The following is a 21,852-nucleotide window of genomic DNA, read 5'->3' on the forward strand; positions in this document are numbered from 1 at the left end:
GTCAGCCTGAAATGAAGAACGGCAGTGTAAAACTAACCCCGCATCAATGGATACATATCCTTGTGTGTCTGTTGGTGGTTGCAAGTTTTATCTTGCTTTTCGGCTTTTATGAGCCGTTGGTGAGCCCGGCAGCACTGCACGTCATTCAAATAATCGCATTTATATATTTTTTCTGCAATCACGCTGCGGGGTTTATACGTTCAAAAAACAAGCTCTCATACGCTCGAAGAAACTGGTTTCAGATTCCGCTGCTTTTAGCTCTGGTGCTTTTTTTTATTCTCGCGTCTCAGAGATTTTTCAGCGACCATCCCTTGGACGGTATTCTTCTTGTCTTGAGCATTTATCTTATAGTTCAGGTTGTTGATTCTGTATGCAGGTTTATCGTTAAACTGGCAGCTACAGGCAGAAACCCGATGCGAACATTTGTCCTGAGCTTCATAGCCTTCATAATTATCGGAGCATTGTTTCTCAAACTTCCAACCTTCCATAAGTGCGAGCAGCTTAGCTTTCTGGACGCCTGCTTCACAACAACAAGCGCAGTTTGCGTTACCGGGCTGATCGTTAAAGATACAGGCAGTGATTTTACAGTGCTCGGGCAGTTTGTAATATTAACGCTGATGCAGCTTGGCGGGTTGGGAATTATCATTTTCGGGGCAGTATTTGCACTGCTCTTCGGCAAGGCGTTTTCGGTGCAGGAATCGGTTGCTCTGCAGGATCTTCTCAGTACTGAAACAGTAGGCCGGATAAAAAGAATGATTGGATTTATCTTCGCATTCACTATAACAATTGAAGCCTTCGGCGCAGCAGGGCTGTGGGGCATGTGGGAGCTTGAAAGTGCGCAGTTCGAGGCCAGCAGAAGGCTTTTCTTCAGTATATTTCATTCAGTCAGCGCATTCTGCAATGCAGGTTTCTCGCTGTTTCCAGACAGCTTTACTGCTTTCAAGGCCTCGCCTCAGATTTATGCAGTAGTTTGTCCGCTGATTATTCTCGGAGGACTCGGATTTACCGTGCTCTACAATATAAGCGAAATTACAGCCTGCAAAATCCGCAATTTCTTCCGGTCTTTGTTTATCCCTCCCACTGTTTTCAATAAATTGCCTTCCGGATACACCAGCCTGCAGACAAAAATCGCAGTTTGGGCAACAATTGTACTGCTTGCTGCTGGTACAGCAGGCTATATGATTTTTGCTTGCATCTTTGAATCCTGCGAAATTTCCAGCGTCAAGGATGCCTTTTTTATGAGCGTTACCACAAGAACTGCAGGCTTTAATACAGTAGAAACAGCTCAGATGAGTGATGCGGGCAAGTTTTTTTCGATTATGCTTATGCTCATAGGCGGGTCTCCGGGCTCTGCCGCAGGCGGAATGAAAACGGTTACTCTCGTGGTTATTATACTCGCTGTTGTGGCTGCTGTTACAAAGAAGAAAGAGGTGGAAGCATTCAAACGAAGCGTTAGAATGGCGATAATCGGAAGAGCTGTAACTGTTGTGTTTTTTTATATTACTGCATATCTCATTGTCGTATTCGGGCTTATGATGACCGAGCGAAGCAGCTCATTTGAGTCTCTTGATTTAATGTTTGAAGCAGCAAGCGCACTTGCAACCGTAGGCCTGTCTGCCGGTCTTACTCCGGAACTTTCGGTATCAGGCAAGACTCTGCTGATTTTTACGATGCTTATCGGCAGGCTCGGACCTCTTACCATACTTTCCTCTCTGCTTCTTAGGTTCAAAACTGCTAAATACAACTATCCTGAAGAACCGCTGATTATAGGCTGATCAATTCAGGGTTTCGAAAAGACTATGTCTCTGCTCACATAATTTGCTTAAAATTATTGAAAAAAACGAAATTTTTAATTTTTTTTGTAAAAAGAATCCCTCCTGCTTATTAATTAAAAAGAAGAATATTTTTGTGATAGTTGCAGCATTAGTTTCCTGCAGACATTTAATAAGTTAAATTAATTTCGGAGGCATTAATTATGAAAAAATTGCTTTTAATCCTTTTTTGTTGTTTAGTTGCGGCGTCCGCATGGGCAGGGGAGATAGTTCCCCAGTTTGACGACGGCGATGCCCTTGTGGATTACACCGCCGCCAGAGATGGAGTTGCTAATCCCGCAGACATTATTTCTCTAAATCCGGGCAGCTCGATTACCTTTGCTGCTAAGTTTACGCCTTCAGTGGCCGATGTTACTGAAGACAGCGGACCGGTGGCTGTAATCGAAACCGGCGGAACAACTTACGGCAGCGGCATCTGGCTTTGCAACGGCGAATTGCATTACGCTTTCAGGGCAAATGTAAGCGGGAATAATGACCGCACATTTGATGATTTTGCGTTTGCTGACGGTGCCGGAGCGGTAAAAATGGGAAATGTTGAGGCCGAACAGGAAGTTAAGGCATGGGTTTCTCTCGACTTAAATTCCGGAACAGTTCTCTGTTCAGTAAACGGCGTCAAAAGAATCTACTATTTGGACACCTATCCAGCTTCAACCAATCTCACAGGCAACCAGAGCGTAAGTTTTCTGACGAATGGAAGTATTATTGGCGGCCATATGGGCGGACTAAACCTTTCTTCAGAACCTTTGTTGAACGATGGAAACGTATGGGGGATGAATCCAGTTCCCGGGACAGAGTTAAGAGGTCAGATTTTCAGCATTGTTGCAGATCCGGATCTTATGGCTAACGACCCTGTCCCTGCATCAGGCTCTGTTAATATCGACCCTGATGTTATTTCAGAAGTAAGCTTTGATACTGCCGAAGATCCTGAAAACTCAGGCTCTCAGAACCCCGATGTTACAGGCCACTTCGTAACATTCTATCAGGGAGCAAACGGAGATCCTAATCTGGATATGGCCCCGCTTTATGAAACTTTCGTATCAGCAGCAGCTGATCCGATTACGGTGCCTATAAACACAGCAGGCACTTTCCAGATTCAGCTCGGACAGGAAGTTTTCTGGTGCGTTGAAGAGCAGATAAGCGGAGCACCTGAAGGGGATCCGGCAAATATAACTGGCCCTCTATGGAATTTTGAAACTCTTCCCGCTACCCCGGCCGCAGTTTCTCAGCCTGAAGATGAGGCCGTGTTTGCAGGCGAGCAGGCGGTATTTGAATATACATTCACAAGCAAATCAGCAGCAAACGCCGCTTGGTATAAACAAGGTGAGCCTGATGTAGAGATGCTTGAATCCGATCCGGATGTTACTATTAGCCTTGCGCAAAACGGCGATGAATTCACCTCAACGCTCTATATCGATAATGTCGAAGTGGCAGACCAAGGCTACTACTACTGCATAGCTTCAAACGATGCAGGCGATACGCAGTCTTCTTCGGCTTCATTAGCTGTTAAGCGTATGGTTGCATACTGGCCTCTGGATGGCGATTATCAGGACTACTCCGGAGAAGGAAATCACCTTACCCCATACGCAGAACCGATAGCAGAACAGTGGGTTGACGGCGTTGACCCGGCAAAGACTGGTCAGGCACTTAGCACTATCGAACATCGTGATACAGTTGCCCAGACAGAGCCGTTTGCCGCTGCTGAATACACTGATGAAGTTACGATGTCTATGTGGCTCTATTGGCCGGGAGCGGACAGCCACCCAGCAAATAACCATCTGCGAACTATATTCGGCTCACGTGATTCAAATCAGAATAACTGGTTCTGGGAATTTGACCAGAGAACTGGAAGGATTTCTGTAAATGCCCCTGGTTATAACCCGTACGATTATTACAACCTTCCAAAAAGCGAGTGGGTTTACCTCGCTGTAACCGTATCCGCTGAGGAAGTGGCAACGTTCTATGTCAACGGCTCTGAAATCGACCAGACAAACCCGGGCAGATACAGCATTAACACCGCAAATGTGCCGGTTTTGCTCGGAACAAACCAGCTTGACAATCTCGATTTCTGCACTGAGGCGATATATGATGATGTAAGATTGTACAACTATGCTATGCCTCCAGAGGATATTGCCGGCTTATACTATGATGTATCAGGCGAGCAGATATGCGTTGGGCCGAATGCCGAGAATCTCGCTTATGATGTAAACGGTGATTGCGAAGTAGGCATTGAAGACATTGCTCAGCTTTCTGTTGACTGGCTGAACAGTATGCTTTATCCCTCAGCAGGCGAGTAATCGGTTTGTAAGTGATAATTAAATTTTATGGAGAAAATAAAATGACGAAAATATATAAAATCCTTGTATTAATGTTTATTGCAGCAGCCTGTTCGGTGTCTATGGCGGGCGAAATAGTTCCCGGTTTTAATGACGCAGACGCTTTAGTTGATTTTTCTGAAAAAACTGCTCAAAGCCAAACCTGCCCCCCAATTGACAGTTCAGGCTTCATTACTCTTGCTGCAAAATTTACGCCCACAGAGGCAGACACAACTAAAACAGACGGGCCGGTAATAGTTATTGAGGTAGGCGGAACTACCTTCGGTACAGGTCTGTATATCTGCGATGGCATGCTGACATTCTGCTCAAAAGGAGCCGGCGGCTCCGGCGGAGAGCAGGCCAATGTTGCCAGCCTCGATGATACCGATGCCTCCGGCGATGAAGGCGTTGCAGTGGCTATGGGTGAGGTTTATCCGGGTGTTGAAACCGAAGCCTTTGCTTCTTTCAATGCAAATACAGGCGAGCTTGCAGTTATGATCAACGGCAGGCTTTATGAAGAAACAATCACCGGTACATTGGGCTCAACAAATCTCACAGGCGACCGCAGAGTGAGTGTTCTAGGCCAGTTTCCCGCTGAGGGAGAGAGCTATAATTACCCATCAATGGGTGGTCTGAGCCGTGATTGGTATCCTTCAATTGCTCTGGTAACCTCAGACGGCTGCGCTGTAGCTATGGAAACTGAAACAGGCTCTGATGTTAGAGGACAGATTTTTGAAGACGTAATAGATTTGGAGACCTTCCCGAGAAACCCAGTTCCTGCAAATAATGCGATTAATGTTGACCCTGCTGCTGTAACTTCAGTGCAGTTTGATACTGCAGGCGACCCTGCGAATACAGCTAATCCCAACTCGGACGTTACAGGGCACTTTGTAACAATTTATTCCACGTTCGACCCTGCAGACCCGAACAACAATGTAGCAGAAGTTGATACATTTGTTTCAGCAGGCACCGATCCTATTACTGTACCTTACACTTTCAATCTCGGCGACACTGTTTACTGGCAGGTTGAAGAGCAGATAAATGGTGCATCTAAAGGCGATGCGGACAATATCGCAGGGCCTGTATGGGAGTTCGAAGCTCTGCCTGCGGTTCCCGCAATTACAGATTCACCCGAAGATACGGCAGATTTTGCAGGCGCAGAAGTTACTTTGAACACTGCTTTTACGAGCAAGTCCCCAGCTTCTGTGAATTGGGTGAAGGCAGGTGAACCTGAGATCATTCTTGACGACAGCGATCCTGACATAACAATCGGAGTATCTCAGCACGGCGACAGCTACACTTCAAGCCTTTCTTTTGCCAATTTCGAAAAGGCAGATCAGGGCGAGTATTTCTGCAGGGCGAATAATGCGGCCGGAAGCGTTGATTCTGAGTCTGCCAAGCTCGGCGTTAAGCGTATGATTGGCTACTGGCCTCTCGATGGAGACTATACAGACGCTTCAGGCGAAGGTCATCACGCCGACCCGAATACTACGCCTCTGGCAAGCCAGTGGGTTGACGGGGTTGATCCTGCTGCAACAGGGCAGGCTCTCGATACCGAACCTAACGCACTCGTTGCCGCTGAAACAGATGCATTTGTGCCGGCAGAATATTCAGATGAGCTTTCAATTACCCTCTGGATCAAATGGGCTGGTGTGGGCGCAGCGCCTGACAACTGGACAGGACTTGTCTGCTCTAAGAAGCTTGATGTTGAGAATAACTGGTGGTTCGGCCTAGGCCCAGAGGGGCAGATCGACATCAATCATCAAAATTACGGGCCGGTTACAGCTGGTCAGGAGTATTTCCTCCCAGAAGGCGAGTGGGCTCATATAGCATTTGTAAACAGTGAAGATATGCAGGGCAGGCTCTACGTAAACGGTACTCTTGCCGCTGTCGGCGGACCTTATAAGACCAGCAGAAACGAACTTCCTGTGCAGCTTATGAGCGATATGCGGGATGAGAACGGCACTCTCTGGCGTCCTACCTACGGCGTTTTTGATGAGATAAAGATGTACAACTATGCCCTCTCAAGCGAAGAGGTGGCTGAGCAGTATTATCAGATAACTGGTGAAACTGTTTGTACAGAGCCTGATTCATCCGTACTCCAGTACGATTTCAACGGTGACTGCAAAGTTGACCTGGCAGATTTTGCACTGATGGCAGGCGACTGGAACGAATCCAACCTTTATCCTCAGCTCGACTAAACTCAGCTGAGCAAAGAAAATAATTTAGAGCTCCCTCATTCATTTGAGGGAGCTTTTTGCATTTAGCTGAAACTTTGAAAGTTGAAATAGTCGCCCCTGAAAAAGTTTTAAATTTCCTTAAATTCTTTTCTGATAATGGTTTATATGATTGAAAAGCTTTCGAGATATGGTATAATATTGCAAGTGTTTATCTTCCATCTATCAAAACATTGCAATATTGGGACAAAATAATGAAGGCAAAAAACAATAAAGCAGGCTTACTCTTTCAGCAGCCATTAAAACCTCTTGTAAATCCTGATCACTCTTTAGTCCAACTCTCAGAGGTTGTCAACTGGTCTCGCTTTGAAGAGAAGTTTGGCAGTTTATACAGTCCTGATTCAGGCAGGCCGGCCAAGCCGATTCGCCTGATGGTCGGCCTTCAGTATCTCAAGTACACTTTCAATCTCAGCGATGAAGCAATCGTTGCCGGCTGGGTTGAGAATCCTTACTGGCAGTATTTCTGCGGCGAAAGATACTTCCAGCACGAGCCTCCTATTGATCCAACCAGTATGACTAAGTGGCGTAATAAGGTAAAATCTGATGGTCTTGAAGAGCTGCTCGAAGAAACTATCAAAGCCGGCTTGAAGCTTAAGGTTATCAAAAAGAACGATTTCAACAAGCTCGTTGCAGATACAACCGTTCAGCAGAAGAACATCACTTATCCGACCGACGCAAAACTCTGCCACAAACTGCGCATTAAGCTTGTAGATCTTGCAAAAGCATCAAAACTCCAACTTCACCAAAGCTACGAAAGGGTTGGGAAAAGGGCGTATGTAATGCAGGGCAGGTATCGACGTGCAAAACAGTTCAAAAGAGCTAAAAAAGAAGTGAAGAAATTAAGGAACTACCTGCGGCGAATTACGAAAGAGGTCGAGCGGAATATAGCAGGCAATGAGCAGTTAAGAATAATTTTTGATACATTGCTTCAAGCCGCTAAGAAGCTTTTAGCCCAGACAAAGAAAAGCAAAAATAAGCTCTACAGTATTCACGAACCTCACGTCTGCTGCATTGGGAAAGGCAAAAGCCACAAGAAATATGAGTTTGGAAATAAGGTTGGAATTGTAACTACTGCCAAGAATAATTTTATCGTAGGAGCGTTGGGCTTTGAAGGAAACCCTTATGATGGCCATACTCTTCGGGCTAATCTGAAGCAGACAATGAATTTAATCGGGAGAGAAAAGCTTGGAGATGTTTATGTTGATGGAGGATACAAGAAACACGGCTGCGAGGATATTGGAAATGTTGAAATTGTAGAAAAGGGCTGGCGAAAAAAGAAACGAAGTATCAAGAGGTGGATTAAGAGAAGATCGCGCATAGAACCAACGATAGGCCACCTCAAAGAAGACAACAGGTTGGGAAGAAACTTCTTGAAAGGTGTAGAAGGGGACAAAATGAACGCCCTCGGCAGCGCTTTTGGGTACAATATGCGTAAACTTCTAAAGAAGTTTACTTTTGCCTATATTTTTATGCTTAAAATTATTGAATTTTACAGAAATTTGGCAATGAAAAGCAAATTAAAGACTCGATTAGCCTGATATATTTTTTTAGTTTCCCCAAAATCATTGATTTTTCAGGAACGACTATTTATTTTCTGAGGCGGCGTGGGCATTGCAGCGGCGCGTAAATGCGTCATTTGAATACAGCTGGAAGTATAGAGCAGTTTGATACAGACACGTATATGGATATGCTCAGCTCTCAAGGTTTTTTATGGAAGCTGATTGATGTTATATAAATACAATACAAGAGCTTTTTAGCAATTTGAATTTTTCTTCATCTTTGCTAAACTTTAGCTTTTTGCGGCCAATTATTATTGTTATAAAGGCAGAACGATGCAGATAAACTTCTGGAATAAGCAGATCGAAACAGCGAGTCGGGATGAGATAAATGATATTCAGCTCAGAAGGCTCAAAAATATTGTCAAGCAGGCGTATAAATCAGAATTCTACAAAAAGAAGTTTCACAAGGCGGGGATAGAAAGTCCCGAAGATATAAAAACCCTTGAGGATATTCAGAAATTTCCCTTTACTACAAAAAACGATTTGAGGCAGAACTACCCTGCCGGCCTGCTCGCTTCCGATTTTGATGATGTTGTGAGGATACATTCCTCCAGCGGGACTACAGGCGTTCCAACAGTGATTTATCTCTCCGGCGAGGATATGGACTGCTGGACTGACCTTGTTGCGAGGAGCCTCGTTGCAACCGGCTGCACAAAGAGCGACGTGTTTCAGAATATGATGACTTACGGCCTCTTTACAGGCGGTTTAGGCCTTCATTACGGTGCAGAGAGAGTTGGGATGGCGGTTCTCCCGATAGGAGGGGGGAATACGATTCGGCAGGTTAGATATATGCAGGATTTCAATACTACAACTCTGCACATTACACCCAGCTACCTTCTTCATATTTATGGAAAGCTCGACGATTTTAATACGAAGATAGAAGATTTGAGCTTAAAGCGGGCTATAACAGGCGCAGAGCCCCATACCGAGCAGACAAGGAAAAAACTTGAAGAGCTTTACAATATGCCCTGCTACAATTCCTACGGACTCAGCGAGATGAACGGTCCGGGAGTAGCTTTTGAATGCGTTTACAGAAACGGGATGCATATATGGGAAGACGGCTTCATCGCTGAAATAATCAATCCAGAAACAGGCGAAGTGCTTCCGGACGGCGAGAAAGGCGAGCTGGTTCTCACAAACCTAACCAGAACAGCTATGCCTCTTCTTAGATACAGAACCAGAGATTTATGCCACATATACGATTCAGACTGTCCCTGCGGGAGAACTCACCGAAGGCTTTCCCGTATTATGGGAAGAACTGACGATATGATGATAATTAACGGCGTAAACGTGTTCCCGTCTCAGATAGAGGAAGTTGTTATGAATATCCCGGAGGTTGGAACGAACTATCAGATTGTGCTCACCAAAAAGGGAGCGATAGACAAGCTCATTGTAAAGGTTGAGATCTATTCAAAGATGTTCAGCGGAGATGCTTCTCAGCTGGACAGCCTGAACAGAAAAATTTGCGAGGAGCTCAAGGCGTCGATATTTGTTAATCCCGTGGTTCAAATACACGAACCCGGCACCCTGCCGACTTTTGAAGGCAAGGCAAAGCGGGTGATTGATATGCGGGAAGAAATTTAGATTGGAGCTTTAATTATGATAAAGCAGCTTAATGTGTTCGTGGAAAACAGGCCGGGCAGAGTTTACAGTGTTACTGATATTCTCACGGAAAATGAAATCGATATAAAGGCCTTTACAGTGCAGGACAGAGGCGAGTACGGCCTTATTAAGATGATAGTTGATAAACCCGATGAGGCGAGGCTCGCGCTCTCTGAGAGGGGGTTTGCCTGTGCACTGAAAGATATAACTGCTGTAAGCGTTCCCGACAGCCCGGGAAACCTCAAGCGGCTGACACTGATTATGAATGAGAATGATGTAAACATAGCCGACGTATTCGGATTTGTTGTACAGCCGGGTAATCTTGGCGTGTGCTGCATGGAAATACACGATACACTCAAGCAGGCAGCAGTGGACAACCTTAAAAAAGAGGGCTTCAAACTGCTTGACAGCTCAGATTTTACAGACCTTTGACAGAAATATATTAATGGAAAATACGAAGTTAAATACTATAGAAGAAGCAGCAGAAGACCTTCGAAGCGGGAAGATGGTCGTTTTAGTTGACGATGAAGACCGCGAAAATGAAGGCGATCTGGTATGTGCAGCAGAGCATATCACACCTGAGATTGTGAACTTTATGGCATCCAAAGGCAGGGGGCTTATATGTGTGCCCCTGGAGGCTGAGAGATGCGAGAAACTAGGGCTTCACCCTCAGTCTCTGGTAAACACAGCTTCGCTTGGCACTGCCTTCACTGTAAGTGTAGATGCTAAAAAGGGTATAACAACCGGAGTGAGTGCATACGACAGGGCTAAAACTATACAGGTTCTTGCTGATGATAAAGCAAAGCCTTACGACCTTGCAAGGCCCGGTCATATATTCCCCCTCAGGTCCAAGGAAGGGGGCGTTCTTACCCGCGAAGGCCAGACTGAAGGGGCTGTTGACCTTGCGAGAATTGCAGGGCTTAAGCCGGCAGGGGTAATCTGTGAGATAATGAACGATGACGGTACGATGAAACGCTTCCCTGATCTGGTAGAATTTTGCAGAGAATATGGGCTGAAGATGACCTCTGTTGCGAATATTATAGAATACAGGATGCAGAAGGAAACTCAGGTTCGAAGGATGCAGGCAGTGTCTATGCCTACAGATTTCGGCGAATTTGAGCTTGTTGGGTATGAGAGCCTTGGTTCAACAGAGCCTCACATTGCCCTTTGCAAGGGAGATTTGACAACTGACGAGCCTGTTCTTATCAGAATGCACTCGGAATGCATGACAGGCGATCTGTTCCATTCTAAACGATGCGAATGCGGCAAGCAGATGGAGAAAGCCCTTGAGATGATTCAGAAAGAGGGCAGGGGCGTTTTCGTGTATCTGCGTCAGGAAGGAAGAGGTATAGGCCTTGCCAATAAGCTAAAGGCCTATAAGCTCCAGGAAGACGGTCTGGACACTTATGATGCAAATGTCGAGCTGGGATTTGCTCCCGACAAGCGTGATTACGGTATAGGCGCACAAATACTTCGCGATCTGGGCGTCAGCAAGGTAAAAATCCTGACCAACAACCCAAAAAAAATCGAGAGACTCAAGGTTTACGGGATTGAGGTTGTAAAGCAGATGCCAATAGAGATGAAGCCCTGCGAGTACAACGTTAATTACTTAAGAACAAAAAAGCACCGTTTCGGACATTTGCTTAAAGGCGAGGATCTGTAATTGACTAAGCTCCTTGTTTGCATATTGATTTTTACAGGCGGCTGCGGCGTGATTACGCAGTCTCGGAGCCTTGAGGATTGCAGGCAGAGCTGCGAGAACCAATACGCAGGCTTTGAGCCTTCCGGCATAAAGGTTTCTCCGCTTTCGTCAGCTTCAAAAGTTTCCGGCGGCTTTGAATTAAATATATACATAGAGCTGGAAGACAGTTACGGATCAAATGTCAAGCATCCTGGAATATTTAGGATAGAGGCATACAGGCCTAAAAAGCTTTCTGCTGTTTCAAAAGCAGAGAGGATATTTAAGTGGGATGATATAAAGGCCTTTTCAGCAAAGAATAACAACAGTTATTGGCGGGATATGATGCGGTCTTACTCATTCAATCTCAAAATGCCCGAGACAAACTCTTCACTAAAAGAGTGCCTCATAGAGGTTACTTTTATTTCCGAAACCGGTATGCTGAATACACAGAAGATTTTGCAGATTGATTAAAGTGCGGAATAATTTTGAAGACAGCGACCTGCTTGTGCGCTACCGTGAGGGCGATAATGATGCCTTGGGAGAGCTGATTCAAAAATATCAGTCCAGACTCTACACAACCCTGCTGAAAATTTGCCAAAACCACGACGATGCTATGGAACTTTGTTCCGATGCGTTTGTCAAAGCTGTAGAAAACATTGACAATTTCAAGGCCGAAAGCAGTTTTTATACTTGGCTTTTCAGGATAGCTGTTAATCAGGCGTTGAATTTTGTGAAGCGAAAGAGGCTTGTGTCTTTCAGCTCAGCAGAAACCTCGGGCGGAAGCGAGGACGAGCCGACAAGGTTAGATTTTGCTTCAAAACAGGCATCTATGCCGATTGATGAGCTTCTTGAAGACGAGAGAAAACAGGTGCTTTGGCAGGCAGTGGAAAGCCTTGAGCTGAATCATAAAACTATGATATTGCTTAGAGATATCGACCAGATGAGCTACAAGCAGATAGCCGAAATTCTGGGAATAACTCAGGGCACGGTTAAAAGCAGGATCTACAGAGCCAGAGAAGCACTGAGGTTAAAGCTTATGCCGTATTTTGAGGGTGAATGAAAATGAGTGAAACCCAAAGATTAATAACCCAATATGTTGACCGATGCGTTTCTGATGAAGAGGCTGCAGAGCTCGAGGCGATGATGTCTCGTTCACCCGAGCTAAGACGTGCTGTACACCAGCAGATAAAAATCAGCAGGATGATTTCTGAGATTGAAAAAACAGAGCCTTCCAGTGATATGCAAAGCCTTGTAGAAAAGAAGCTCGCCTCAAGGAAGAGAAAGAGGGTTTATCTCTTCAGGGTCGCTGGCGCAGCAGCAGTTTTTGCCGTTGCAGCAGTTTTTACGGCTGTCTGGAGCCCTTTGAATACAGAACCTAAGCCTAAAAATGCTGCCCGAAGCTTTGCTGTCAGGAGCTTAACCGATGATAGAAGTGCTAATATTCCTCCCGCTAGGGGTATAGAAGATTTTATGGTCTCTTGCAGAGTGGTGTTGAGGGATAAAAATCCAGTGCTTTCCAAAAAGCTCTTATCCCAGATTCTCTACAACAGATCGCTATTGGAATCAGCTTCTTCAGGAAATAAAAGCGTTAAGTTTGATTCGGATTTGAAGGCGCTTTCATTAGTTCTCAGCGATCTTTCAAAGGCTTCAGATTCTAACTGTAAATTCACGCTTAAGAACTTCTCAACAGGTGAGCAGATTGAATTAAATAATTCGAGCTTTAAGCAGGCAGCGGAAATCCTTGCTGAAGCAGACTGGCAGAAAGCGAGAAATCTTGCTGAGACGTTTGATATTCAAAACAGTTTTCGCCTGCCTGGAACAGACAAATCCGAGCAGTCAATGAATTTTATTGAGCCTTCTATAGCATCCTCAAAGGCCAAGCAGGATTCTGCCGGGTCGGGCGGGATCAGTGTGTGTATTGAATTTGGCGGAATTTAGCCTGAATTTATTTTATTTAAGGCCAACTTTTTGCCGACTTAGGGCGTATTAGGCAGTGTTGAATCAATATTTTTGCAAACCTTTGATAATATTTAAATATTTGGCTTGCTAAAATTTGTTTTTAATGTTAGATTTAAAATATGTTAAGAAATTTTAGTTACATATAAGGGTGAGAAAATGGAATATGTTCTCGGTTTTATAAATTTTGGTCCTCAAGAGCTGATTATTATTTTAATAATTGCTGTGCTCATCTTTGGCAAGAGGCTTCCTGAAATTGCACGCGGTATGGGAAAAAGCGTTAATGAGTTCAAGGAAGGTCTGAAGGAAACCAAAGAACAGATATCTGAAGACATTGATACTGATGAGATTGAGTCTGAGATAAGAGATGTTGAGGGGCAGGTAAAAAGAAACGATAACAGTTACTCTGATTCCGACTCTGAGTCCTCAGACCAGAGAGAAGATTACTCAGCTAATCAGGAGCAGGATAAAGAGCAGGCTTAATTCGTTTTTTAGGCAAATTGAGATATTTTAGGCAGCCTGTTTGTAAGGTTGCCTATTTTTTTAAATTTATATGATTATACGCAAGGCCAAAATTTCCGATGCAGAGGGCATTCATAAGCTCATAAGGCATCATGCAGAGCTTGACAGGATGCTTTTCAGGTCTCTTTCGCGGGTTTATGAAGATATTATGAGCTTTGTCGTGGCAGAGGAGCAAGGAATAATTGCAGGCTGCGGAGCACTTTCAGTTATTTCAAAAGACCTTGCAGAGATTAAGAGCCTCGCTGTAGATAAAAGGTTTGCCCGCAAAGGGTTAGGAAAGGCTATAGTGCAGCAGCATTTGAAGATTGCCAAAGACCTCGGGCTCAAAACTGTTTTTGCACTTACTTTGGAAGAAAAATTCTTTCTTAAATGCGGATTTGAAAAGATTGAAAAAAACAGGCTTCCTATGAAAGTTTGGAGCGACTGTGCTAATTGTCCAAAACAAGACAATTGCGACGAGATTGCGGTAGTTAAGTCGGTGTAAAAATGCCCGAAAGCTTGAAAAAAGTTTCTATTATTGGAGCAGGCCTTATAGGCGGGGCCGTAGGAAGAACGATAAAAAACCGTCTCAAGGGGTGCAGGGTATCTTTCTATGATAAATCCGGAGCAAATGCGGCCAAGGCAGTAAAGCTCGGATTTGCAGATGAGTATGCTGGAGAAGTGAAAGACTGCATTGAAGGAGCAGAACTTATTATCGCAGCTGCTCCCGTAGGATCTTTTAAGTCTATTTTCAGCAAAATATCTCAATTAACTGACCAAAACTCCATTGTTACCGACGTCGGCTCCACAAAAGTGATTGTTTCAGAATGGGCAGAAGAGATACTTGGCAAAGGTGTGTTTATAGGCTCTCATCCAATTGCGGGCTCTGAGAAATCCGGCATTGACAACGCCTCAGATGTCCGCCTTGAAAGCGCAAGATGCATTATTACCCCTTGCGTTTCGGCGTCTGAGGAAAAAATCTCGTTTCTGAGTGATTTCTGGCAGTCTTTAGGAATGCAGACATCCATTATGACTGCTGCCCGCCACGACAGTATATACGCTGTTTTGAGCCATCTTCCTCATGCCGCTGCGGCTGCTATGGTGCTCTCCACTCCCCAAGAATTTATCAAGTATGCCGGAAAGGGCTTCCGCGATACTACCAGAATTGCTGAGGGAGATTCCGATATCTGGACAGATATCTTTATGACAAACTCCGAAAATATGCTTAACTGCCTCGATGGAATTATAGAAAAGCTGGAAAAATTGAAGTTTTTCATTTCAAATAACTACCTTTCAGAGCTGCGTGAATTCTTTGAAGAAGCGAGGGAGTACAGAAAAAAAATTGATAAATAATTTGATTTTAATTAATTTATCCTTGATATTGCAATTTCAACACCTTAGAATACACTGCTGGATAGTAAAGCTAACAAAAAACCTACTACTCCTCTAAAACATTTTGACCTCCTCCTCCTTAACAACCAGCTTTGCCTCAAAAGCTGGGGGCGGTGTCCAACGACACCGCTCTTTTTTGTGCAATAAAATTTGATAAACTGCGAAAAGATTAGATGGATTTGTTTTGAGTACCAGGTTAGTAAACTTCCCTTTTAAGCCTGCTAAGATCCCGTTTTTCTACGGATGGGTAATTGTTGCCGTGTGCGCGTTCGGGGTAGTTATGAGCGTTCCAGGGCAGACTATAGGCTTCAGTGTCTTCACTGAGCCGCTTAGGGAGGCTGTGGGGCTCTCGAGAAAAGACTTAAGCAAGGCCTATCTGGTTGGTACTCTTCTCAGCAGTTTTATGCTTCCCTTTGCAGGGAAGATGATAGACAAACTCGGCGGCAGGATAATGGGAACAATCTCTGCTGTTATGCTCGGGCTCGCCTGCCTTTTGATGAGCCAGATAGACCGTTTTGCAGAATTTGCAGGTCAGTTCGGACTTGCCTTTGCAGCAGTCTGCCTCTGCTTTACTTTTATGCGTTTCTCAGGCCAGGGCTGCATGACAATGAGCTCCCGCGTTACGATGGCAAGATGGTTCGAGCATAGAAGGGGGCTGACAGCCGCTCTAAGCGGGATTGTAGTGTCGTTCGGGTTCAATGCTTCGCCAAAGCCTCTCGGGCTTATGGTGGGAAATATTGGCTGGAGCAGCACATATATTGTCTTATCTGTCGCTGTTGGAATCGGAATGAGCATAATAGCCTTTGTGCTATTTCGAGATAATCCCGAAGAATGCGGCATGCACGTTGACGGCCCTAATTATCTCAAGGCAAGGGAGAAAAGCGGCGAAGTTGCAGATGAGTACTTTGATTTCAATAGATCGCAGGCTGTGAAAACTCCTGAATTCTGGATATACACTTTTGCCGTGGCATTAAGTGCACTGCTAACAACTTCCATCTCCTTCCATACTGAGGCTATCGGCTTGGAGGCAGGCCTTACTGCCCAGCAGGCTTTCGGCCTTTATATGCCTATGTCTTTTTTCAGCGCTTTTTCAAATCTTATCGGGGGCTACTTCAGCGATAAGGTAAAAATGCAAAAGATCCTGTTTATATTTATGGTTGCGATCACCTTTGCAATCATAGGAACAGCAAATTGGGACAAACTCTACGGAAGGCTTATGTTTATGGCCGGCTTCGGCACCAGCGGCGGGCTCTTCAATACTCTCAGAACCGTAGCTTGGGCAAGGTTTTTCGGCAGAAAACATCTCGGGGCAATAAACGGGCTTACCATGTCGATTCTGGTTATCTCAACAGCAGCAGGGCCATGGCTTTTCAGTCTGCTCAAAGAATTCCTCGGAACCTACAGCAACGTCCTGCTTTCATTTGCAGTTTTCCCTGTTATAATCTTCATATTCGCATTTTTTACAGGCAATCCGCAAGAACGTTATGCAGAAAAAGCCAAAACATCAGTTTGAGCATCAAATTTTCAGGACGGAATTCGGCTGGGCGGGGATAGTAGAATCAGCCGGGATAGTACTGCGGGTTATTCTTCCAGCAGAAAGCAGGGAGAAGATTTTGAGCGAGGTTAAACAGTATAAATCTTTTCCCAAAGCACCGGATTACAAGGCTGGTGAAATAATCCATTATTTTCAGGGAAGGCAGGCTGATTTCAGCGGATTGAAGATTCAGTTAGATGAGAGCAGATTCTCTGAAGAAATTCTAATGACGGCTGCAAAACTGAACTTAGGCCAAACCGTGAGCTATTCTCAGCTGGCAGAGATGGCAGGCCATAAAGGAAAGGCAAGAGCTGCCGGCAGGGCGCTTGCGTCTAATCCAATTCCAGTAATAATTCCCTGCCACAGAGTTATCAGCAAAGACGGCTCTCCGGGAGGTTTTATGGCAGGCAGCGATAACTCACTTAAGCTTAGAATGCTTAGGCTGGAAGGGATTGATATTTAGTCGTTCCTGAAAAATCAATGATTTTGGGGAAACTAAAAAAATATATCAGGCTAATCGAGTCTTTAATTTGCTTTTCATTGCCAAATTTCTGTAAAATTCAATAATTTTAAGCATAAAAATATAGGCAAAAGTAAACTTCTTTAGAAGTTTACGCATATTGTACCCAAAAGCGCTGCCGAGGGCGTTCATTTTGTCCCCTTCTACACCTTTCAAGAAGTTTCTTCCCAACCTGTTGTCTTCTTTGAGGTGGCCTATCGTTGGTTCTATGCGCGATCTTCTCTTAATCCACCTCTTGATACTTCGTTTCTTTTTTCGCCAGCCCTTTTCTACAATTTCAACATTTCCAATATCTTCGCAGCCATGTTTCTTGTATCCTCCATCAACATAAACATCTCCAAGCTTTTCTCTCCCGATTAAATTCATTGTCTGCTTCAGATTAGCCCGAAGAGTATGGCCATCATAAGGGTTTCCTTCAAAGCCCAACGCTCCTACGATAAAATTATTCTTGGCAGTAGTTACAATTCCAACCTTATTTCCAAACTCATATTTCTTGTGGCTTTTGCCTTTCCCAATGCAGCAGACGTGAGGTTCGTGAATACTGTAGAGTTTATTTTTGCTTTTCTTTGTCTGGGCTAAAAGCTTCTTAGCGGCTTGAAGCAATGTATCAAAAATTATTCTTAACTGCTCATTGCCTGCTATATTCCGCTCGACCTCTTTCGTAATTCGCCGCAGGTAGTTCCTTAATTTCTTCACTTCTTTTTTAGCTCTTTTGAACTGTTTTGCACGTCGATACCTGCCCTGCATTACATACGCCCTTTTCCCAACCCTTTCGTAGCTTTGGCGAAGTTGGAGTTTTGATGCTTTTGCAAGATCTACAAGCTTAATGCGCAGTTTGTGGCAGAGTTTTGCGTCGGTCGGATAAGTGATGTTCTTCTGCTGAACGGTTGTATCTGCAACGAGCTTGTTGAAATCGTTCTTTTTGATAACCTTAAGCTTCAAGCCGGCTTTGATAGTTTCTTCGAGCAGCTCTTCAAGACCATCAGATTTTACCTTATTACGCCACTTAGTCATACTGGTTGGATCAATAGGAGGCTCGTGCTGGAAGTATCTTTCGCCGCAGAAATACTGCCAGTAAGGATTCTCAACCCAGCCGGCAACGATTGCTTCATCGCTGAGATTGAAAGTGTACTTGAGATACTGAAGGCCGACCATCAGGCGAATCGGCTTGGCCGGCCTGCCTGAATCAGGACTGTATAAACTGCCAAACTTCTCTTCAAAGCGAGACCAGTTGACAACCTCTGAGAGTTGGACTAAAGAGTGATCAGGATTTACAAGAGGTTTTAATGGCTGCTGAAAGAGTAAGCCTGCTTTATTGTTTTTTGCCTTCATTATTTTGTCCCAATATTGCAATGTTTTGATAGATGTAAGATAAACACTTGCAATATTATACCATATCTCGAAAGCTTTTCAATCATATAAACCATTATCAGAAAAGAATTTAAGGAAATTTTAAACTTTTTCAGGGGCGACTATTTAGCTTTTTTCGTGATATAAGTGTTCTCTAAGCTTTTCTCTTATATCGTCTGGAATTCTAACAGCTTTCTGCTTATCGAAATCATAATGCACGATTACAGCATTCCCCTTTACGCATAATTTATCGTTCTGCCAGGCCTGCTGGTGCAAATGGAAAGATGAATTCCCGATTTTAGAGATATACGTTCTAATCTCCACATCCGTTCCAAAATACATCTGGCCGAGGAAGTCGAAATCAATATGTGCCATAATCATATTCCAGTTTGACGGGTCTAGGCTCAGATCCGGCACGAAAATTTCAAACAGCGGATTCCTTGCCTGCTCAAACCACTGCGGAATAACGCAGTTGTTTATATGACGCAGGCCGTCTATATCACCAAACCGCGGGGTAACTACTGTTGAAAACATCTTCTACTCCAAGAAAAGGGGCGGCTGTTGTGCCGCCCCGAGGGTTTTGCTTTATTTATCTTCAAGGATGGCAAGGCATGCAAATTTCTTGCCTTCCATCATCTCGAGAGATGCCCCGCCTCCGGTTGAAACATGGCTCACTTTATCCTCGAGCCCGAGAACCTTAATGGCGCTCGCACTGTCGCCGCCGCCGATTACAGTTCTCGCACCGGCTGATGTAGCATCGGCAAGCGCAAAAGCTACCGCCTTTGTGCCTTTGGCGAAAGCTTCCATCTCAAATACGCCCATAGGCCCGTTCCAAACTACGGTCTTTGCGTTTTTGATTTTGTCTGCAAACATATCGGCAGTTTTAGGCCCAATATCAAGGCCGAGCCAGCCGTCATCAATGCTGCCTTCCACCACCTTATTTTCGGCATCAGCTTTGAATTCTTTCGCTTCTACCGTATCAACAGGCAGGAGGATCTCGCAGTTGCCGTCTTTGGCTCTTTCCATCAGCTCGCCGGCTTTCTCTACAAAGTCTTCTTCGCAGAGACTGCTGCCGATATTCTCGCCCATTGCCTTGGCGAATGTGAAGGACATACCCCCGCCAATTATGATCGTGTTCACCTTATCCATGAGGTTTTCAATTACCTGCAGCTTATCTGAAACCTTAGCTCCGCCGAGTATAGCGACAAATGGTTTATCGCCCGCTTCGATTGTCTCGCCGAGGAACTTAATCTCTTTTTCGATAAGAAAACCTGCCACGCATGGCTTGCCGCTCATCATCTGCGGTACAGTAAGCATTGACGCATTGTCTCTGTGTGCTGTTCCGAAAGCATCGCATACATAAACATCCGCAAGATCTGCTATCTCCTGCGCGAAATTGTCTTTTGCTTCTCTGAGCTGGTGATCTTCCTTGGCGGCTTTGTCTTTTATTGTTTCTGCTTTGTGGAATCTGAGATTCTCAAGCAGCATAACATCGCCCGGCTTCAAATTTGCAGCATTCGCCTGCACATCACTGCCAATGCAGTCCTCAGCAAAGATTACATCTTTACCAAGCAGCTCTGAGAGCCTTTGGGCAACCGGTGCAAGCGAGAAATCCATATTTCTTTCGCCTTTAGGGCGACCAAGATGACTCATAAGTATCACACATGCCCCGCCTTCAAGGGCATTTTTGATGCTCGGAAGAGCCTTGGCGATTCTCGCATCGTCGGTAATCTCTTTTTTGTCGTTCAAAGGCACATTAAAATCGCACCTTATAAGTACTTTTTTACCTTCCACGTTGATATCAGCAATTGTTTTCTTTGCCATTTTTTCACCTTTTAAAATTAAGAAATACAACAGACATTAACAAGTATTATAAACCCAAATAATGATACTTTAAATCACAATAAAATCAAGCACCATATAGATTAATTTTGTGAGTTTTACGAATTCAGGCAAATATTGTTTTTGGACTCAGCAGGGCTGAGGGATCTATTTTTCCAATGTTGGTTTCCCTTCAAGATATCCAAGAGAGGTGAGAAATTTATCTGCTTCAAGGAGTGTTTCGTAGAATTTTTTCTTATTGAAGAAACCGTGCACGCAGTCTTTGTAGGTATGCAAGTCGCATCTTTTTCCGAACTCTTTCATTTTTGCCTTGAAATTTTCTGCCGTTGATACCGGAATCAAATCATCTTTTGTACCGAGGAATATTGTCGCTGGAGGCATATCTTTGTGAATGTTGTGCAGAGGCGAGAATTGACGCCAGTAATCATTTACTCTTTCGTAGCCGTAACCTTTCGGCCCGTTATCAAAAACTGGATTAAACAAAACAAGAGCATTCGGACGACAGCTTACCTCAAGGTCGTCTGTTTTATCGTTGAATTCATCCAGCGCTGCCGTTGCTGAGGCCACATGCCCGCCTGCGCTTCCGCCTCCTGCTGCGATCATATTGGGATCCACGCCAAGCATATCTGCATTCTCACGAACCCATCTTATCGCTGATTTACCATCTTTAACGCATTCCTTAGGTGATGTCTCGTATTTTTTCTTTGTCCTGTAGTCTGCACACATTGCCGTCATACCTCTTGAAGCAAGATATTCCGCTTGAGGATAAAAATGCGATGGGCTTCCGCTTACCCACCCTCCGCCGAAGAAAAACACGATGCAAGGCGTTTTATCGCTGCTCTTATGTCCTTCCGGATTGAATATGTGCATCGTCAGCTCTGCCTGATCTGTTTTTTTGTAAACCATAATTTTATCCGGCTCTATATCTGCAGAAAAAAGCGAGCCCGCAATCAATAGGCTTATAACTAAATGTTTCACTTGGATCTCCTTAAAAAATTATTGTGAGAATATAATATCAGCTGCTTCGCCGATATCTTTTACTGTTAATGCATTTTCAGGCAGTTCTTTGCGGTGTTTTAAGCCGTGTCCGGTTAAGAGGTATATCCCTTTTCCGCCTGCATTTTCGGCAAGATAATAGTCGCTCGGATGGTCTCCTACACTGTAAGACTTCATTAGGTTAATGTCATAATCGGCCTCTGATTTCCTTAAAAAATACGGCTTTGGCTTTTTGCAGCTGCAAAAGTCTTCATTTTTATGCGGGCACACATAGGTCTCAGTGATTTTAATGCCGCTCTCAAGCAGTACTCTGTTCACATATCCGTTCACTGCCTCTACATCATTCCGGCTTATTAGCCCCTTGCCGATTCCAGATTGATTTGTGATTATAAACAGTTTGAATCTTTCTTGAAGTCTTCTTAAAGCCTCAAATGTGTTTTTATAAAAAACAGCATCCTCCGGCGAGCTGAGATGCCCTCTGTCTTCAATAATAGTACCGTCTCTGTCGAGAAAAACAGCATTATTCACAGCAATTCCT

At 44.4% G+C, this 21,852-nt stretch carries 20 protein-coding genes; 15 read left to right on the forward strand and 5 right to left on the reverse strand.

The genetic code is table 11. The features are described from left to right. The first annotated feature begins 11 nt into the window (after window positions 1–11). The 15 genes from L21SP3_RS02675 (at window position 12) to L21SP3_RS02745 (ending at window position 17,069) form a co-directional block, all read left to right on the forward strand. Entirely contained in the window at window positions 12–1,775 is a 1,764-nt protein-coding gene (locus L21SP3_RS02675; RefSeq protein WP_077539221.1) for a TrkH family potassium uptake protein, read from the forward strand. A 200-nt stretch (window positions 1,776–1,975) separates the two neighbouring features. Next, a complete protein-coding gene (locus L21SP3_RS02680; RefSeq protein ID WP_077539222.1) occupies window positions 1,976–4,126 on the forward strand; it encodes a LamG-like jellyroll fold domain-containing protein in 2,151 nt (716 codons plus the stop codon). 41 nt (window positions 4,127–4,167) lie between these two features. Beyond that, window positions 4,168–6,345 (forward strand): LamG-like jellyroll fold domain-containing protein, encoded by a 2,178-nt coding sequence (locus tag L21SP3_RS02685; protein ID WP_077539223.1) that lies wholly within the window; start codon window positions 4,168–4,170, stop codon window positions 6,343–6,345. Window positions 6,346–6,575: 230 nt separating this feature from the next. Continuing rightward, a complete protein-coding gene (locus L21SP3_RS02690) occupies window positions 6,576–7,919 on the forward strand; it encodes an IS5 family transposase (protein WP_227806794.1) in 1,344 nt (447 codons plus the stop codon). Window positions 7,920–8,213: 294 nt separating this feature from the next. Then, the gene (locus L21SP3_RS02695) at window positions 8,214–9,524 is read left to right on the forward strand and encodes a phenylacetate--CoA ligase family protein (protein ID WP_118084508.1); all 1,311 of its coding nucleotides are present in this window, start codon (window positions 8,214–8,216) and stop codon (window positions 9,522–9,524) included. Between the two features lie 15 nt (window positions 9,525–9,539). Then, the gene (locus L21SP3_RS02700; RefSeq protein ID WP_077539224.1) at window positions 9,540–9,974 is read left to right on the forward strand and encodes a hypothetical protein; all 435 of its coding nucleotides are present in this window, start codon (window positions 9,540–9,542) and stop codon (window positions 9,972–9,974) included. 13 nt (window positions 9,975–9,987) lie between these two features. Then, window positions 9,988–11,205: a bifunctional 3,4-dihydroxy-2-butanone-4-phosphate synthase/GTP cyclohydrolase II gene (locus L21SP3_RS02705; protein WP_077541802.1), complete on the forward strand. Its 1,218-nt coding sequence runs from the start codon at window positions 9,988–9,990 to the stop codon at window positions 11,203–11,205. Continuing rightward, window positions 11,206–11,694, forward strand: coding sequence for a hypothetical protein (locus L21SP3_RS02710; protein WP_077539225.1), 489 nt, complete (start codon window positions 11,206–11,208; stop codon window positions 11,692–11,694). Window position 11,695: 1 nt separating this feature from the next. Further along, window positions 11,696–12,283, forward strand: coding sequence for an RNA polymerase sigma factor (locus tag L21SP3_RS02715; RefSeq protein WP_227806827.1), 588 nt, complete (start codon window positions 11,696–11,698; stop codon window positions 12,281–12,283). A 2-nt stretch (window positions 12,284–12,285) separates the two neighbouring features. Then, window positions 12,286–13,161: an anti-sigma factor family protein gene (locus L21SP3_RS02720; RefSeq protein ID WP_123785116.1), complete on the forward strand. Its 876-nt coding sequence runs from the start codon at window positions 12,286–12,288 to the stop codon at window positions 13,159–13,161. Between the two features lie 177 nt (window positions 13,162–13,338). Continuing rightward, complete coding sequence (locus tag L21SP3_RS02725; protein ID WP_227806795.1) at window positions 13,339–13,662, forward strand: Sec-independent protein translocase subunit TatA/TatB; 324 nt, start codon at window positions 13,339–13,341, stop codon at window positions 13,660–13,662. Between the two features lie 70 nt (window positions 13,663–13,732). Beyond that, window positions 13,733–14,185, forward strand: coding sequence for an N-acetyltransferase (locus L21SP3_RS02730; protein ID WP_077539228.1), 453 nt, complete (start codon window positions 13,733–13,735; stop codon window positions 14,183–14,185). 2 nt (window positions 14,186–14,187) lie between these two features. After that, on the forward strand, window positions 14,188–15,033 hold the full coding sequence (locus L21SP3_RS02735; RefSeq protein WP_077539229.1) for a prephenate dehydrogenase: 846 nt from the start codon (window positions 14,188–14,190) through the stop codon (window positions 15,031–15,033). Between the two features lie 223 nt (window positions 15,034–15,256). Then, window positions 15,257–16,585, forward strand: a complete 1,329-nt coding sequence (locus L21SP3_RS02740) for an MFS transporter (protein WP_077539230.1) — start codon at window positions 15,257–15,259, stop codon at window positions 16,583–16,585. Further along, window positions 16,557–17,069: a methylated-DNA--[protein]-cysteine S-methyltransferase gene (locus L21SP3_RS02745; RefSeq protein ID WP_077539231.1), complete on the forward strand. Its 513-nt coding sequence runs from the start codon at window positions 16,557–16,559 to the stop codon at window positions 17,067–17,069. The genes L21SP3_RS02740 and L21SP3_RS02745 overlap by 29 nt, the downstream gene beginning before the upstream one ends. Window positions 17,070–17,114: 45 nt before the next feature. Here the strand turns inward: L21SP3_RS02745 and L21SP3_RS02750 are convergent, their stop codons facing one another. The 5 genes from L21SP3_RS02750 to L21SP3_RS02770 form a co-directional block, all read right to left on the reverse strand. Then, a complete protein-coding gene (locus L21SP3_RS02750) occupies window positions 17,115–18,458 on the reverse strand; it encodes an IS5 family transposase (protein ID WP_227806796.1) in 1,344 nt (447 codons plus the stop codon). 144 nt (window positions 18,459–18,602) lie between these two features. Then, window positions 18,603–19,010 carry an acyl-CoA thioesterase gene (locus L21SP3_RS02755; RefSeq protein ID WP_077539232.1) on the reverse strand — a complete coding sequence of 136 codons (408 nt, stop codon included), beginning with the start codon at window positions 19,008–19,010 and terminating at the stop codon, window positions 18,603–18,605. 51 nt (window positions 19,011–19,061) lie between these two features. Further along, window positions 19,062–20,300: a phosphoglycerate kinase gene (locus tag L21SP3_RS02760; RefSeq protein WP_077539233.1), complete on the reverse strand. Its 1,239-nt coding sequence runs from the start codon at window positions 20,298–20,300 to the stop codon at window positions 19,062–19,064. Between the two features lie 165 nt (window positions 20,301–20,465). Continuing rightward, window positions 20,466–21,296: an alpha/beta hydrolase gene (locus tag L21SP3_RS02765; RefSeq protein WP_227806797.1), complete on the reverse strand. Its 831-nt coding sequence runs from the start codon at window positions 21,294–21,296 to the stop codon at window positions 20,466–20,468. Window positions 21,297–21,314: 18 nt separating this feature from the next. Next, window positions 21,315–21,842: a D-glycero-alpha-D-manno-heptose-1,7-bisphosphate 7-phosphatase gene (locus tag L21SP3_RS02770; RefSeq protein WP_161488069.1), complete on the reverse strand. Its 528-nt coding sequence runs from the start codon at window positions 21,840–21,842 to the stop codon at window positions 21,315–21,317. Window positions 21,843–21,852: the final 10 nt, after the last annotated feature.

This window comes from Sedimentisphaera cyanobacteriorum (genome assembly GCF_001997385.1).
GTDB lineage: Bacteria > Planctomycetota > Phycisphaerae > Sedimentisphaerales > Sedimentisphaeraceae > Sedimentisphaera > Sedimentisphaera cyanobacteriorum.